The sequence below is a fragment of the Streptantibioticus ferralitis genome (genome assembly GCF_029223525.1).
In the GTDB taxonomy this organism is placed as follows: domain Bacteria; phylum Actinomycetota; class Actinomycetes; order Streptomycetales; family Streptomycetaceae; genus Streptantibioticus_A; species Streptantibioticus_A ferralitis.
Genome location: NZ_JARHTQ010000017.1, coordinates 57,206 through 71,084, shown reverse-complemented (window position 1 = coordinate 71,084; position 13,879 = coordinate 57,206). Strand labels below are relative to the sequence as shown.

Annotated in this window: 13 protein-coding genes; 8 read left to right on the top strand and 5 right to left on the bottom strand. The window is 72.3% G+C overall.

Going from position 1 to position 13,879, the window contains the following annotated elements:
• The gene (locus tag P2L57_RS24035) at positions 1 to 1,188 is read left to right on the top strand and encodes a YihY/virulence factor BrkB family protein (protein WP_275817942.1); all 1,188 of its coding nucleotides are present in this window, start codon (positions 1 to 3) and stop codon (positions 1,186 to 1,188) included.
• 117 nt (positions 1,189 to 1,305) lie between these two features.
• Positions 1,306 to 2,436 (top strand): ribosome small subunit-dependent GTPase A, encoded by a 1,131-nt coding sequence (gene rsgA, locus P2L57_RS24030; RefSeq protein WP_275817940.1) that lies wholly within the window; start codon positions 1,306 to 1,308, stop codon positions 2,434 to 2,436.
• A gap of 37 nt (positions 2,437 to 2,473) precedes the next feature.
• Here rsgA and P2L57_RS24025 read toward each other — a convergent pair whose 3' ends face one another.
• Positions 2,474 to 2,611, bottom strand: coding sequence for a hypothetical protein (locus P2L57_RS24025; RefSeq protein ID WP_275817938.1), 138 nt, complete (start codon positions 2,609 to 2,611; stop codon positions 2,474 to 2,476).
• A gap of 238 nt (positions 2,612 to 2,849) precedes the next feature.
• Here P2L57_RS24025 and P2L57_RS24020 point away from each other — a divergent pair, with 238 nt between their 5' ends.
• Both P2L57_RS24020 and P2L57_RS24015 read left to right on the top strand, forming a co-directional pair.
• Complete coding sequence (locus P2L57_RS24020) at positions 2,850 to 4,307, top strand: AlkA N-terminal domain-containing protein (RefSeq protein WP_275817936.1); 1,458 nt, start codon at positions 2,850 to 2,852, stop codon at positions 4,305 to 4,307.
• Positions 4,304 to 4,813, top strand: coding sequence for a methylated-DNA--[protein]-cysteine S-methyltransferase (locus P2L57_RS24015; RefSeq protein WP_275817934.1), 510 nt, complete (start codon positions 4,304 to 4,306; stop codon positions 4,811 to 4,813). Before P2L57_RS24020 ends, P2L57_RS24015 begins: the two co-directional genes overlap by 4 nt.
• A 238-nt stretch (positions 4,814 to 5,051) precedes the next feature.
• Here P2L57_RS24015 and P2L57_RS24010 read toward each other — a convergent pair whose 3' ends face one another.
• Entirely contained in the window at positions 5,052 to 5,858 is an 807-nt protein-coding gene (locus P2L57_RS24010) for a polysaccharide deacetylase family protein (RefSeq protein ID WP_275817932.1), read from the bottom strand.
• Positions 5,859 to 5,968: 110 nt separating this feature from the next.
• Here P2L57_RS24010 and P2L57_RS24005 point away from each other — a divergent pair, with 110 nt between their 5' ends.
• The 3 genes from P2L57_RS24005 to P2L57_RS23995 are packed head-to-tail and all read left to right on the top strand — an operon-like array spanning position 5,969 to position 8,696.
• The gene (locus tag P2L57_RS24005) at positions 5,969 to 6,673 is read left to right on the top strand and encodes a response regulator (RefSeq protein ID WP_275817930.1); all 705 of its coding nucleotides are present in this window, start codon (positions 5,969 to 5,971) and stop codon (positions 6,671 to 6,673) included.
• On the top strand, positions 6,670 to 8,160 hold the full coding sequence (locus P2L57_RS24000; protein ID WP_275817928.1) for a sensor histidine kinase: 1,491 nt from the start codon (positions 6,670 to 6,672) through the stop codon (positions 8,158 to 8,160). Before P2L57_RS24005 ends, P2L57_RS24000 begins: the two co-directional genes overlap by 4 nt.
• Complete coding sequence (locus tag P2L57_RS23995; RefSeq protein ID WP_275817926.1) at positions 8,157 to 8,696, top strand: hypothetical protein; 540 nt, start codon at positions 8,157 to 8,159, stop codon at positions 8,694 to 8,696. The genes P2L57_RS24000 and P2L57_RS23995 overlap by 4 nt, the downstream gene beginning before the upstream one ends.
• 43 nt (positions 8,697 to 8,739) lie before the next feature.
• On the opposite strand, the gene P2L57_RS40305 is transcribed toward P2L57_RS23995, so the two are convergent.
• A complete protein-coding gene (locus tag P2L57_RS40305; protein ID WP_308292510.1) occupies positions 8,740 to 9,018 on the bottom strand; it encodes a DUF456 domain-containing protein in 279 nt (92 codons plus the stop codon).
• Positions 8,943 to 9,176: a DUF456 domain-containing protein gene (locus P2L57_RS40300; protein WP_308292512.1), complete on the bottom strand. Its 234-nt coding sequence runs from the start codon at positions 9,174 to 9,176 to the stop codon at positions 8,943 to 8,945. The genes P2L57_RS40305 and P2L57_RS40300 overlap by 76 nt, the downstream gene beginning before the upstream one ends.
• Before the next feature lie 161 nt (positions 9,177 to 9,337).
• Between P2L57_RS40300 and P2L57_RS23985 the strand changes: the two genes are divergently transcribed.
• On the top strand, positions 9,338 to 10,684 hold the full coding sequence (locus P2L57_RS23985) for a protein phosphatase 2C domain-containing protein (protein ID WP_275817924.1): 1,347 nt from the start codon (positions 9,338 to 9,340) through the stop codon (positions 10,682 to 10,684).
• A gap of 21 nt (positions 10,685 to 10,705) precedes the next feature.
• On the opposite strand, the gene P2L57_RS23980 is transcribed toward P2L57_RS23985, so the two are convergent.
• A complete protein-coding gene (locus P2L57_RS23980; protein ID WP_275817922.1) occupies positions 10,706 to 13,783 on the bottom strand; it encodes an alpha-mannosidase in 3,078 nt (1,025 codons plus the stop codon).
• Positions 13,784 to 13,879: the final 96 nt, after the last annotated feature.

Below are 13,879 nucleotides of genomic sequence, written 5' to 3'. Positions count from 1 at the left end.
GTGGAGGCAGCAGAGGGAACACCACCGCCGCGACCAGGGCGGTTGCACAGGGCTCGGGCCCTGTACCGGAATGTCTCGAAGCGGAAACTGGTCTGGCTGCTGGTCAAGGACACCTTCAACTCCTGCCTGGAGTACCGGGTCACCGGCCTCGCCGCGGAAGCCGCGTTCTTCGTGCTGCTCTCCCTGCCGCCGCTGCTGCTCGGCCTGGTCGGCGCCATCGGCTACCTCGACGTGGCCATCGGCGCCGACACCGTCGGCCACATCAGGAAGAACATCCTCACCGCCTCCGCCACCGTCCTGTCGGACAAGGGGGTGAACCAGCTGGTCCGGCCGCTGGTCGACACCGTCTTCCGGACCGGCCGGGCGGATGTCATCTCGCTCGGCTTCATCATCGCCCTGTGGTCCGGCTCCCGCGCGGTCAACGTCTTCGTCGACACCATCACGATCATGTACGGGCTGGAGGGGCGGCGCGGAATCGTCCGCACCCGGCTGCTCGCCTTCGGGCTCTATGTCATCGCGCTGGTCGTCGGCGCGATCGTGCTCCCGCTGCTGGTCGCCGGGCCGGAGGCGGTGGTCAGTCTGATCCCGCACAGCGCGGCGGTGGTCAGCGCGCTGTACTGGCCGGTGGTGCTGGTGCTGTCCATCGCCTTTCTGACCACCCTCTACCACGTGTCCGTGCCGGTGCGCTCGCCATGGATCGAGGACATTCCGGGCGCGCTCGTCGCACTGCTGATCTGGGTGCTCGGCAGCTTCCTGCTGCGCATCTACCTCACGCACACCGTCGAGGGGCCGACGATCTACGGTTCGCTGGCCGCGCCGGTGGCGGTGCTGCTGTGGATCGGTGTGTCGGCGTTCGCGGTACTGGTCGGCGCGGCCGTCAACGCCGCCATAGACCGGATCTGGCCGTCGGTGGCCACCGCGGCGGCCCGCGCCGAACGGGAGCGGGAGAACGAGAAGGCCGCCGAGGAGATGGTCGCGCGCGCCGAGGCCCGGCGCGCGGCGAACCACGACAGCCCCGACGACGAGATCGGCCCCGCCGACGAGCCGCCCGCCGAATTCCCCGAGCGCTGGGCGGGCTTCCTCCCGCACCGGGAGCTGCGAGCCCGACTGACGGGCAGACGACACGGCGGCCCCGCCGAGAACGACACGGCGAAAAAACCAGTGGATGACGAACCGGACGATACGTAACGTCCCACATGCCAACGGCTGATGAGGGCCGCGCACTTCGCGCGGTCGTCACGAGAAGAGCGGGAGGTGAGGACCGATGACCGTCATCGCGCTGGGCGCTGCCCACATCCGGACGGCATGCCACGTCACTCCATCCAACCAACCCGCTCCTGCCGAAGGTTGACCCTCTTGAACTCCTCGCTTTCCGGCTACGGCTGGCACAGCACGCTTGACACCGCATTCGCCCCGTACGCGGCTGAGGGACTGGTTCCGGCCCGTATTGTCCGGGTGTACGGCGACCTCTGCGACGCCGCCACGGCGAGCGGCCCGGTCAGGGCCGGTATCGCTCCCATCACTTCGTCCGACCCGCTGAAGTGGGTGTGCACCGGCGACTGGGCGGCGCTCGACCTCGGCGGCGACCCCTTCCTGGTACGGGCGTTGCTGCCGCGCAGCACCGCCATCGTCCGCAACACCTCGACCCGGCGCTCCGAGGGACAAGTGCTGGCCGCCAACGTCGACCACGCGGTGGTGGCCGTGTCCCTCGCCGCCGAACTCGATCTCGGCCGGGTCGAACGGTTCCTGGCCCTCGCCTGGGAGAGCGGTGCGCAGCCGCTCGTGGTACTCACCAAGTCGGATCTGGTGCCGGACCCGGCCCTGGGCCATCTACTCGCCGACACCGAGGCCGCGGCGCCCGGTGTCCAGGTGCTCGCGGTGAGCGCGGTCACCGGCGAGGGCCTCGACGTCCTCGCCGCGATCCTGTCCGGGACCACCTCCGTACTGCTGGGCCAGTCCGGTGCGGGCAAGTCCACCCTGGTCAACGCCCTGTTGGGGGAGGAGCCGCAGCAGGTGCGGGCGATCCGCGACGCGGACGGAAAGGGCAGGCACACCACGACCACCCGCGATCTGCTGCCGCTGCCCGGTGGCGGTGTGCTGATCGATACCCCGGGCCTGCGCGGCGTCGGCATGTGGGACGCGGAGTCCGGGGTGGCCCAAGTCTTCGCCGAGATCGAGGAGTTGGCGCGGGAGTGCCGGTTCCACGACTGCGCGCATACCGCGGAGCCGGGCTGCGCGGTGCTCGGCGCACTGGAGGACGGCACGCTGCCGCAGCGGCGATGGGAGAGCTATCTCAAGCTGCTCAGGGAGAACGCCCGGATCGCCGCCCGCACCGACGCACGGCTGCACGCCGAGCGGCGCCGGGAGTGGAAGCGGCGGGCGGCATCCGGCCGTGCGTCGGCCGAGGCCAAGCGCGGCGGTCGGACGCCTCGCTGAGCTGCGGGTCCGCGCCGGCGTTCGCTGGTGTTCGCGCTCAGCCGGCGCCGTTGTGGCGCCGGCGGCGTGCGGTGATCGGGCTGCCTTCGTGCCAGAACGTGTACACCACGCTGCCGACGCCGAGCGCGACGATCACAATGCCGAGTACGACGGTGTAAACCATGCGCTCCTCCAACGAGTCGATCAGATCTGGCAGTTGGCCTGGGCTTCACGCCGCCTTCACGGTTGCTATGTGCCCGTGACATTCCCCCGCGGGGTGATTTCCACACCCGTTCTCCCCCGCAAGTCTGTTCCCGGCCCTGATCGGCGGCGGAGTCTGTCAGCTGCCCGCTGAAAAGGGCCTGAAGGGCGGCTGAAGGGCGACGTCCGATTTCCGCCAGTCGGGGGGCGCGCGGTGCCGCAGACTGGGTTGTGTGATCGACGTAGAGACCGGATACCAGGCGGTTCGCAGCCGGGACAGCCGCTTCGACGGGGTGTTCTTCACCGCCGTGCGGACCACCGGCATCTACTGCCGGCCGAGCTGCCCGGCGGTGACCCCCAAGCGGCAGAACGTCACCTTCTACCCGACGGCCGCCGCCGCGCAGGGCGCCGGATACCGCGCCTGCCGCCGCTGCCGCCCGGACGCGGTGCCCGGCTCGCCCGAGTGGGACGTGAGGGCGGACCTCGTCGGACGGGCGATGCGACTGATCCGGGACGGGATCGTGGACCGGGACGGCGTAGCCGGGCTGGCCGCACGGCTCGGCTACAGCGCCCGCCAGGTCCACCGCCAGCTCACCGCCGAAGTCGGTGCCGGACCGGTGGCGCTCGCCCGCGCCCAGCGGGCCCAGACGGCGCGGGTGCTGCTGCAGACCACCGACCTGCCGGTGACCGAGGTCGCCTTCGCGGCCGGATTCGCGAGCGTCCGGCAGTTCAACGACTCGATCCGGGAGATCTACGCCCGCACCCCCAGCCAACTGCGCGCCGTGACGCGGAGCCACCGCGCCGCTGCCAGCGCGCCGCCCGCCGCCACCGGGAGCCCCGCGGTACCCGCCGCCGGGGTGCCGTTGCGGCTCGCGCATCGCGGGCCGTATGACGCGGCCGTCTTCGACCTTCTCGCATGGCGGGCGGTACCCGGTGTCGAGGAGATCATCGGCCGGCCCGGCGCACGCACCTACCGCCGCACACTGCGGCTGCCGTACGGGGCGGGGATCGCCGAGGTCGACGAACCCGGAGCGCGAGCCCGGGCCGGCCGCTGGCTGGACTGCCGACTGCGGCTGGCCGACCTCAGGGATCTGACCACCGCCGTCCAGCGGGTGCGCGGCATGTTCGATCTCGACGCCGACCCGGAGGCGGTCGCCGCGTCGCTGGGCGCCGACCCACTGCTCGCCCCGCTGGTCCGCGCCGCTCCCGGGCGGCGCTCGCCGGGTGCGGCGGACCCGCACGAGTTGGCGGTGTGCGTCCAGCTCGGTGCGCGGCCGACACGGACAGCCGCGCTGGTGACCGCGTACGGCGACCCGCTGCCCGGCGCGCCCGATGGCTCCCTCACCCATCTCTTCCCGGCCGTCGACGCCCTCGCCGACGCCGATCCGGCCGACCTGCCGGAGGCCGTGTCCGGCCTGGCGACCGCGCTGGCCGACGGCACGCTGTGCCTCGACCCCGGGGCGGACCGCGAGCGGGCACACGCGGCGCTGCTCGCCCTGCCCGGCGTCGGCGAGTGGACGGCCGGATACATCCGGATGCGCGCGCTCGGCGACCCGGACGTCTACCTGCCCACCCCGAACGTCACCCCGCATGCCGCGAACGCCTGGCGCCCCTGGCGCTCTTACGCCCTGCGCTACCTGTGGGCCTCGGACCCGGGCCACCTCACACCGCGAGAACAGGAATCACCATGACCGTCTACACCACACTCGACAGCCCGCTCGGTGAGCTGACCCTCACCGGAGAGCAGACGCCGGACCTCGGCTTCGTGCTGACCGCGGTCAGCGTGCGGGGGCAGCGCGGCGGAGTGACGGTAGAGCCCGCATGGCAGCGCGACCCCACGCCGTTCGTCGAAGCCGAGCGGCAGCTGAAGGCATATTTCGCGGGGGAGTTGCACGACTTCGACCTGCCGATCGCGCCGCGCGGAACCGAGTTCCGCGAGCGGGTGTGGGCCGCGCTGGACACCGTTCCGTACGGCAGCACCGTCACGTATCGCGAACTGTCCGCCATGGCGGGCGTCCCGGGTGCGGTCCGGGCGATCGGTGGCGCCGTCGGCGCCAACCCGCTGCTGATCATCCGCCCGTGCCACCGCGTGATCGGCTCCGACGGCACCCTCACCGGCTACGCGGGCGGCCTGGACCGCAAGCGCGCCCTGCTCGCCCTGGAGGGCGCGTTGCAGCCTGCGGCCCGCACCGTGTGATCTTGCGCCGGGTTGCGGGCCGTTCGGCACCGCCGGTCCGCTCTCGCGTCGGGTTGCGGGCGGTTCGGCACCGCCGGTCCGCGCCGTGGGGCTTCTTGCCGCCCCGGCGGCAGAAACCGGTCCGCCGCGCGATGGCAAAAGTCCTCCGCCGCCAGCGTGGGCAGCCACGACGCAAGCAGCCCGGCGGCGCCCAACCGCCCCCGATCCGCCGGGACTTGGCGGACATCCCCGGACAGTCTCACTGGACGGGAAAGCTGAACCCGTAGCCCTGCTGCTTCAGCCATGGGACCAGGCGCTCCAGTGCGGCCACGGTCTGGGAGCGGTTGCCGCCGCCGTCGTGGAAGAGCAGCGTCGGGCCGTTCTTCAGCTCGTTCTTGACCGTGCGCACGATGGCGTCGGTGCCCGGCTTCTCGAAGTCCCTGCTGTCCACGTTCCACCCCAGCGGCCGCATCCCGTTGGCGGCGGCTATCTGCCTGCTGTACGGAGTGAAGGCGCCGCCCGGCGCGCGGTAGTACATCGGCTCGACCCCGCCGGAGGCCTGCTCGATGTCCTTGGCGGCTTCCAGGATCTGCTGCTTCTGGTAGTCGTCGGGCCGGTGGTCCATCGCCGTGTTGTGCGAGACCGTGTGGTCGCACAGCCGGTGGCCGTCCGCCACGATCTGCTTGACGAGGTCGGGGTGGGCCGCTGCCTGCGGGCCGATCATGCAGAAGGTCGCCTTGACGCCGTTGTCCTTGAGCACCTTGAGGATCTTCGGGGTCCAGGTCGGGTCGGGTCCGTCGTCGATGGTGATGTTCACCGCCTTGCCGCCGCTCTCGGCGGCGTGCGCGATGTCCGTGTCGACCTTCGGGGTGGGAAGCCCCGTGCTCGGGCTGGAGGGCCGGCCGGGGACCGGAGCCGCGGAGGACCGGGCGGGCTTGGGCGCGGGACCGGTCGGTTCACCCGCCTGGGCGCTCCACCACCCGGCCAGCATCCCCGCCCCGGCGAGGGCGACCGCCGCTGCCGCCACCACGCGCCCGTTGGCTGCCCGCATACCCCTGCGCATCATGATCCCCGGCCTTCCTGACTCCGTCGCGATGTCGCAGAGGGAGACGGCCGAGGCCGGGTGATGGATCCGCTTGTGACCGTTTGCTCATAAAACCCGTCGATACTTGACGCATGTCGCGAGTGCTTTTGATCGAAGACGACCCCGCGGTGCGGCACGGGGTCACCCTTGCCCTGCGCCGCCGCGGTCACGAGATCGAGGCGGCGGCAACGGGTGAGGCCGGACTGGCCGCCCTGGAGGGCTTCCGGCCCGACCTCGTGCTGCTCGACCTGATGCTGCCGGGTGCCTCCGGGTTCGAGGTGTGCCGGCGCATCCGCGCCACCCGGCAGTTGCCGATCATCATGCTCACCGCACGCGGCGACGACATGGACGTGGTCCTCGGACTGGAGGCCGGAGCCGACGACTACATCGTCAAGCCCGCTCGCGGCGAGGTGCTGGAGGCGCGCATCCGCGCGGTGCTGCGCCGTACCGCCCCCGCCGACGGCGACGAGGTCACCGGACTCCTGATGCCCTCGGCCGTGGAGACCTACGGGAACCTGAGCATCGACCGTGCCGGGCTGATCGTCACCAAGGACGGCCAGGACCTCGCCCTGCCGCCGTCCGAGATGAAACTCCTGTGCTACCTGTCCGCGGCGCCCGGCCAGGTCTTCAGCCGCCAGCAACTGCTGGAGAGCGTCTGGGAGCACAGCTACCACGGTGACTCCCGGCTGGTCGACGCCTGCGTGATGCGGCTGCGGGCGAAAGTAGAGGACAACCCGCGCTCCCCGAAGTACATCCAGACGCTGCGCGGCTTCGGCTACCGCTTCGGGCCGCTGTGAGACGTCCCCGGCTCCGCTGGTCGGCCGCGCGCGGCCTGCGCGCGCGGCTCGCCCTGGCGTTCCTGCTGGTCGCCGCGCTCAGCTCGCTGACCACCGCCGCGCTCACCTTCCAGGAAGCCAGGAAGGCGATCCTGCAGCGCAGCCAGGACACCGCCATCAACGCGCTGCGCTCCCAGGTCAACTCGCTCGCGCCCGATCTGCCCTTCCCGCCCACCGCCAGCGATCTGCAGCACTTCGCCCAACAGCTCGACGGCGGCGGCCAGGCCCAGAACTGGCAGGCGTACGCGAGCTACCAGAACGGCCCCTTCATGCCGCAGCGCCCGGCCAACACCAGTACCGCCATCACCCCCGAGCTACGCAAGGCCGTCACCACCAAGGGCGTCCCGGTCTTCCAACGAGTCATGAAGGACGGCCGCCCCTGGCTGGCGATCGGCATGCCGGTGACCTACGCGCGCACCGACCGTACGCAGTCCGGCCTCGCCGTCTACGCGGAACTCCCGCTCACCGCGGAACAGGCCAACACCAGCGCGCTGATCAAGGCCGCGGAGCGGGGCGCGGTACCCGCGCTCGCCCTGTCCCTGGTGGCCGCGCTGCTCGCCGCGCAGGGCGTGCTGCGGCCGGTACGCGGGCTGCGCAGGGCCGCCGGGGCCATCGCGGCGGGCAAGCTGGACACCCGGCTCGCGGTTCGCGGCGGTGACGAACTCGCCGATCTCTCCCGCACGTTCAACCACATGGCCGCGACCCTGGAGGAGAACGTCATCGAGTTGCGCCGCCTGGAAGCCACCGCCCGGCGCTTCGCCTCCGACGTCTCGCACGAACTGCGCACCCCGCTGGCCGCGATGACCGCGGTCACCGACGTGCTGGACGAGGACGCGGCCACCCTCGACCCGGACACCGCCGCCGCCGTCCGGCTGGTGAGCGGGGAGACGGCCAAGCTGGTCCGGATGGTCGAGGACCTGATGGAGATCTCCCGCTTCGACGCCGGAGCCGCCGCCCTCCACCTCGACGAGGTGGACGCCGCGGAGACGGTACGCAAGTCCCTGCAGGCCCGTGGCTGGCAGGACCAGGTGGAAACCCGACTTCCGCAGGCCGTACGGGCGTCGCTCGATCCGCGACGCATAGACGTGGCCGTCGCCAACCTGGTCGGCAACGCGCTGCGGCACGGCGGCGCGCCCGTCCGGGTCTCGCTCACAACCCAAGGAGACCGCTTGCTGATCGAGGTCGCCGACAACGGCCCCGGTATCCCGGCCGAGGTGCTGCCGCACATCTTCGAGCGCTTCTACAAGGCCGACGCGGCCCGCGCCCGCTCGGAGGGCAGCGGACTCGGGCTCGCCATCGCCGAGGAGAACGTCCGGCTGCACGGCGGCGAACTGCGCGCCGCCAACCGGCCCGAGGGCGGTGCGGTCTTCACGGTGGATCTCCCGCTGCGCGCCCGGGACCCGCACGCGGACGACCCGTGCCCCGGCGACGGCGAGGAGTGGAAGTGAGGACGGCGCGGCGGCTGGCGGCCGCCACCTCGGGGCTCGCCGGGCTCGCGGCGCTCGCGGGCTGCGGTATCCAGCCGACCGGCGTCATCGAGGCCGGGGTACCGGCGACCGGTGTCCATCCGCAGGCCACGGTCCGGCTGTACTTCGTCTCTGCGACCGGCCTGCAGTCGGTCACCCGGCCCGCCTCCGGTCCCGTCGGTCCCCGGGAGACGCTCGACCTGCTGCTCAGCGGCCCCAACAGCGCGGAGGCGGCCCGCGGTCTGACCACGGAGCTGGCGCCGCCGGTCGGTGTGGCCAAGGTCGTCACCGGCACCGAACAGGTGCAGATCGTGATGTCCACCGATGTCTCCGCCCTCACCCCCAACGCGGTCAGCCAGTTGACCTGCACGGCGGCCAACGCCGCGGCCAAGGAGGGCGAAGGACCGGCGGCCCGGATCGACGTACGGATCACCGGCGGCCGCGCCACCCGCGGTCCGCTGCGCTGCGCGGTCCCGGCCACCCCGGCCACTCCCGCCCCGGCCACCACGGCGCCGTAGCGGCCCGACACCGGTGCCGTCAGCGGAAGACGACCGCGCCCAGTCAGGCCCCGGCCACCAGCAGACAGGCCAGGAGTTCGGCCAGTACGGACAGGCCGACCGCGCGCATCGCCGTACGGGGGGTGACGCGGGCCGCGCCGTGACTGCCCAGGCGGTGGCGTTCCTGGCCGTGGATTCCGCCGACGAAGCCCAGCAGCGCGCCCCGCACGGGCAGGAGGAGGAATCCGGCGATGCCGTAGCGCCCGCTCAGCAGCAGGGTCTGCCGGGTGATGCCCGCGTCCCGCATCCCGCGTCCCGCATCCGGCGCCCGGGGGCGAACCACCTCAGTACCTGACCGACCACCAGGACGACCGCGGAGCCGAACAGCACGTACCAGGCCGGCGCGGTATGGACGGTTGACGCCCACCACGGCACGGCGGCCCAGCACAGCAGCGGTCCCGGTAACCCCGGCACCAGAACCGCGAGCAGTCCTGCGAGCATCACCGGTCCCACAAACCGCACTTGGGCGGCCGCCATGTGCCAAGACTGCCGGAAGCCGTACCGCCGCGCCTCATGACCTCCGACAGGACGCGGACCATGGCGAACCGTAGCCTTTTGCCAAGAACCGTTTCCGCAGGCGCGTCGCGGCGGACAATGACGACATGAGTCATCAGGGGGAGCAGCACCACCACGATGATGCGTGGTGGCGGCAGCTCTACGACGACGATGGAACACCCGACCTGGCCGGCGCACCGGCCGACGGTTCGCTCGACGAGCACTTCGACACCGTCCGGCGGGCCTTCGCGGCCCCGCCTTCGAAGCCGCCGGACCCGCGGCCACCGGCGACCGCCACGCCACCAGCGGCCAGCACGCCACCAGCGGCCGACGGGCTGCCCGTGGCGCATCCCCCCTCATCGGACCCTCCGCGACCGCTTGGCGGTCCGCCCCCCGGTGCGGCCGCACCGCCCCCGCACCTGCCGCCGGTCCGCTCGGCGGTGAAACCCGCGGCGACCCCGGCGCCGCCGCCCGACGCCCGAACTCCGCTACCACGGCAGGGCGCTGCCCCCGCCCCCGGAGCACCGTGGACCCCCACCGGAGCCTTCGCACCGCCTCCCGACCCCCCGGCGCCGCCCGCCGCACCGTCCCCACCGCAGGTCGTCCACCTGGGGGACCGGCCGCCCACCTACGCCGCGGAGCCGACCGCCTGGCCGCCCGCCGACCCCGAACGGCTGGACGGACTGGTCCCGGACACCGTGCTGGACGGCGCCCGCTACGGGCTGCTGACGGTGCGTGCGGTCTCCGGACGCGGGGACTCCGCGCGGTACCGGGGAGCACCGCGCGCGGACGCCCTGCTGACCGCGCGGTTCGGCTCGGGGGATGACGCGCTGCTGTTCATCGCCGTCGCGGGCGGCGCCCGGGCCGCCGAGGACGGGCCGCGCGCCGCCCGCGACGCCTGTCACGCCCTCGGCAGCGCCGTGGGCCGTAGCAGGACCCGGCTCGCCGAGGACATACGATCCGGGCAGCGCGGCGCACTGAAGGCGGGACTGCGCCGACTCACCGCGCGGGCCTACGGCAACCCGCACGCGGAGGACGAACCCGCCGCGCCACCGGGCGAGTTCGTCGCCTCGCTGCGCTGTCTGCTGCTTCCCGTGGACCCCGAGTGCCGGACCCGGGTGTTCTTCGGCGTCGGATCGGGCGGCCTGTTCCGGCTCCGCGACGGCCAGTGGCAGGACCTCGACCCCGACGGCGAACCCGAGGACGAGGCGAGCCCACCGGGCGGACGGTTCCGGTTCCGGGCCTCGGTGGCGCAGCGCGGAGATACCTTGCTGCTGTGCAGCGCCGGGCTCGCCGACCCGCTGCGCGAGGTGCCGGAACTGTCCGAACACCTCGCGCGGCGCTGGGGCCGGGCGGAGCATCCGCCCGGCCTCGCCACGTTCCTCGCCGACGCCGCGACCCGGGTCAAGGGGTACGCGGACGACCGGACCGCCGTCGCCGTGTGGGAGGGCTGAACCGCCCACCTGGCAACGGTCCTACGCCGAAGGACGCAGCCGCAGGGTGAGAATCTGGAACGGCCGCAGCCGCACCGCGATCCGGCCCCCCTCGGCCGCCGCGGTCTCCTGCGGCCGCTCCAGCAGATCGGTGACATGTGCCCCGGCCACCGGGAAACCCGCGGCCAGCGTCCCGTGCGCCCGCCCGCCGCGCGACTCGTAGAGCCGTACCACCACATCGCCGGAGCGGTCGTCGGCCGACTTGACCGACTCGATGGTGATCGCCGGATCGTCCACCGAGACCAACGGGTCGAGCAGTGCGTCGGGCGCGCTGACGACCGCGGGTCGCAACGGCAGGTTGAGCGCCAGCCCCTCGGCGACCGCATCGCCGATCCGCGCACCGGGAAGCAGCGCATAGCTGAACCGGTGGGCGCCCTGGTCGGTCTCCGGATCCGGGCTGTGCGGCGCGCGCAGCAGCGTCAGCCGTACCGTGGTGGCGGTCCCGGCCGCACTGGTGCCGCGCCTGGTGTCATGCCCGTACGTCGAGTCGTTGAGCACCGCGACGCCGTAGCCGGGCTCGGCGACATGCGTCCAGCGGTGCGCGCAGGTCTCGAACCGGGCCGCGTCCCAGCTGGTGTTGGTGTGCGTCGGCCGGTGCACATGCCCGAACTGGATCTCGGAAGTGGCCTGTTCGGCGTGCACGTCGAGGGGGAAGGCGGCCTTGAGCACCTTCTCCGACTCGTGCCAGTCGACCTCCGTGGTGATGTCGAGGCGCCCGCTGCCCGCCCGTAGCTCGATGTCCTGGACCACCCGCGAGCGCCCGAACTTCCGCACCACGCGCACCACCGCGCGCAGCGGCCCCGGCTCGGTCAGCCGTACGGACTCGGCGGTGGTCAGGTCGGTGTGCTGCCGCCGGTAGTGCCGGTCGATGTCCCAGGCGTCCCACTTGTTGGGGTGGTCAGGGTGGAGCTGGAGCAGGTTGCCCCGGCTTGCGGGGGCCAGCACCTCGCGGTCCGCCGCCTTGTCGTACACCGAGTCCAGCAGGCCGTCGGAGTCGATGGCCACCCGCAGCAGATCGTTCTCCAGCACATGGCCGCCGGGATCGGCGCGCGCCTCCACCCGTACACCGCGCGGAGCTTCGGTCACCCGGCCCGCCCCGAGGGCGGGCGCCTGGGACCAGACGGTGCGCCCGTCGCGGAGCACCACCGGCTCGGCGCGCGGGTACGGCGAGGTGTTGAGCAGCACCACCGTGTCGCCGCTCGCGCCGGGACCGCCCAGCGCCGCGACCGCATCGGCGATGAGCTGCTCCAGCTCGGCGCGTACCCGCTGATAGGTGTCGCGGGCCTCCCGGTGCACCCAGGCGATGGAGCTGCCCGGCAGGATGTCGTGGAACTGGTGCAGCAGCACCGTCTTCCAGATCCGGTCCAGATCGTCATAGGGGTAGGCGTAGTCCGGCGCGCGCAGCGCGGCGGTGGTGGCCCACAACTCCGCCTCGCGCAGCAGGTGCTCACTGCGCCGGTTGCCCTGCTTCGTCTTGGCCTGGGTGGTGTACGTGCCGCGGTGCAGTTCCAGATACATCTCACCGGACCACACCGGTGCCCGCTCACCGTATTCCGCTTCGGCCTCCGTGAAGAACGCCGACGGCCGGTCGACCTCGACCCGCGGCGAACCTTCGAGGGAACGCAGCCGCCGCGCCTTCTCCAGCATTTCGCGGGTCGGTCCGCCGCCGCCGTCTCCGTAGCCGAAAGGAACCAGCGAGCGGGTCGCCAGTCCCTTCTCGGCGAAATTCCGCACCGCGTGTGCGAGTTCCGAGGCGCGCATCTCGCTGTTGTAGGTGTCGACCGGCGGAAAGTGGGTGAACACCCGCGTGCCGTCGATTCCCTCCCACCAGAAGGTGTGGTGCGGCATCTTGTTGGACTGGTTCCAGGACATCTTCTGGGTCAGGAACCAGCGGACCCCGGCGAGCTTGGCGAGTTGCGGAAACGCCGCGGTGTAGCCGAAGGAGTCCGGCAGCCAGATCTCCTGGGTGTCGACCCCCAGCTCGTCCAGGAAGAACCGCTTTCCATGGGTGATCTGCCGGGCCAGCGCCTCACCGCCCAGCATGTTGGCGTCCGACTCCACCCACATCGAGCCCACCGGCGCCCAGTTGCCGCTCGCCACCGCCTTCTTGATGCGCTCCCAGATGTACGGCTGGTGTTCCTTGACCCAGGCGTACTGCTGGGCCTGGGAACAGGAGAAGACCAACTCCGGGTACTCCCGGGCGAGATCGGTGACATTGGCGAAGGTGCGGGACGCCTTGCGCACCGTCTCGCGCAGTGGCCACAGCCATGCGGAGTCGATGTGCGCATGGCCGGTCGCGGTGATGCGATGGGCGCTGGCGTGCGCCGGGCGGGCCAGTACCCCGGCCAGCTCGCCGCGCGCGGCCACCGCGGTGCCGCCGACATCGTGCAGGTCAAGGGCGTCGAGCGCGCGCTCCAGGGCGCGCAGGATCTCGTGGCGGCGCGGATCGTGCAGGGCCAGCTCGTGCATCAGCTCCGACAGCACCTCGATGTCGAAGACCAGATGCCAGACGTTCTCGTCCAGCACCGCCAGTTCCGCCGAGCCGAAGCGGTACAGCGGGGCGTCCCCGGCGGTGGTGATGTCGCCCAGCCGGGTCGGCCGGAAGTCGTGCAGCACCTGCGGGTTCGCCGCCGCCTCCAACAGCAGCCGGACCGACTCGCCGCCCGCGACCGGGGAGCCCACCGGCACCTGCCGGTTGCGCGGATGGATGCCCTTGATCGGCACGCCCTCGTGGTCGTGGACCAGGCCCTCCGCCTGGAACCCCGGATGCACACCGGTGAACCCCGGATCGAGCAGCGCCTCCACCCGGCGTCCCGCCCACTCCGGGGGCACCCTGCCCTCGATCCGGAACCAGCTGGTGGCCCACGGCGAGCCCCATGCCGTCCCGGGGGCGAACGGCTCGTAGGAGGCCTTCAACGCCTCCTCGACGGGCACCGGCTCGCCCTGGACATGCCAGGCGCGCACCGTCATCGGTGTGCGCGCCGAATACACCGCGGCTCTGATGAACTGGGCGAGCGCCCGCTCCAAGCGCCCCTCGACCAGCAAGCGATCGTCGTGCATCGCGGCTCCTCCCGCACTGCTGATGGCCATCGGTCATCCCACGCCGTGCCCCAGGATGACCATTCCCCAAGGAGGCCGTTGGCGCACTCCGTACCG